Here is a 1,000-nt window from a genome sequence, read left to right on the forward strand (position 1 = left end):
CGATCACCGCGCCGTCGACGGCGCGCTTGGGGCTGAACTGCTGGTCGCCTTCAAGCGGCTGATCGAGAACCCGATGGGCATGCTGGTCTAGGACGGAGAGGGCGGTGCGGATCTTCTTCACCTCCCTCATGGCGTTTTTCCTGTCAGGATTGGCAGGCGGCCTGGTTGCTCAACAGCTGGCGGTCGCAACCCATGCGCAGGAAGAATACATTCTGGTGTTCATGACGTCGGTGCTTGTCACCATTGTTGCAACGATCGTGTTTTTCATCGCGCAGCTTTTTTCGAACGCACCGACGATCATCAACTGGCTGGCCCTCTGCGCAATTCTCCTGTTCGTGCTGATCGGGCTCGGCCTGATCGGTTGGACGTTCTCTCAACCGATCGGCAAGCGCCAGTGGGGAGGCGACCTGCCAATCATCGCCGGCCTGGTTTTGCCGAACCTGGCCACTGTGCTGGTTCACTGGCTGTTCGTGCGCTGGCGGTTGAGGCGCGGCTCGATTAACGCACAGGTGGGCGCATGAAGACGGTTCTTTGCTACGGCGACTCGCTAACCTGGGGCTACAATGCCGAAGGTGGCCGCCATGCGCTGGAAGACCGCTGGCCGAGCGTGCTGCAGGCAGCGTTAGGCGCCGGCGTGCAAGTGATTGCCGATGGCCTCAACGGCCGCACCACGGCCTTCGACGATCATCTGGCCGGTGCGGACCGCAACGGTGCAAAACTGCTGCCAACCGTCCTGACGACCCATGCGCCGATCGACCTGATTGCCATCATGCTCGGCGCCAACGACATGAAGCCGTGGATCCACGGCAATCCCGTCGCGGCCAAGCAGGGCATTCAGCGGCTGATCGACATCGTGCGCGGTCACGACTATCCGTTCGACTGGCCCGCGCCGCAGATACTGATCGTCTCGCCGCCTGTCGTCAGCCGCACCGAAAATGCCGACTTCAAGGAAATGTTCGCCGGTGGCGATGACGCCTCGAAGTTTTTGGCACCGCAATAT

General features: G+C 61.5%; 3 protein-coding genes. All 3 read left to right on the forward strand.

What is annotated here, in order from left to right:
* The coding region (locus EOB59_RS34920) for a 2-oxo acid dehydrogenase subunit E2 (protein ID WP_164895867.1) at window positions 1-91 on the forward strand (91 nt) is incomplete at its 5' end.
* A gap of 13 nt (window positions 92-104) precedes the next feature.
* The gene (locus tag EOB59_RS34925; protein ID WP_127810317.1) at window positions 105-521 is read left to right on the forward strand and encodes a hypothetical protein; all 417 of its coding nucleotides are present in this window, start codon (window positions 105-107) and stop codon (window positions 519-521) included.
* On the forward strand, window positions 518-1,000 hold a 483-nt coding region (locus EOB59_RS34930), incomplete at its 3' end, for an SGNH/GDSL hydrolase family protein (RefSeq protein ID WP_128290310.1). The genes EOB59_RS34925 and EOB59_RS34930, both read left to right, overlap by 4 nt.

This window comes from Mesorhizobium sp. M7A.F.Ca.MR.176.00.0.0 (genome assembly GCF_004023165.1).
Lineage (GTDB): Bacteria > Pseudomonadota > Alphaproteobacteria > Rhizobiales > Rhizobiaceae > Mesorhizobium.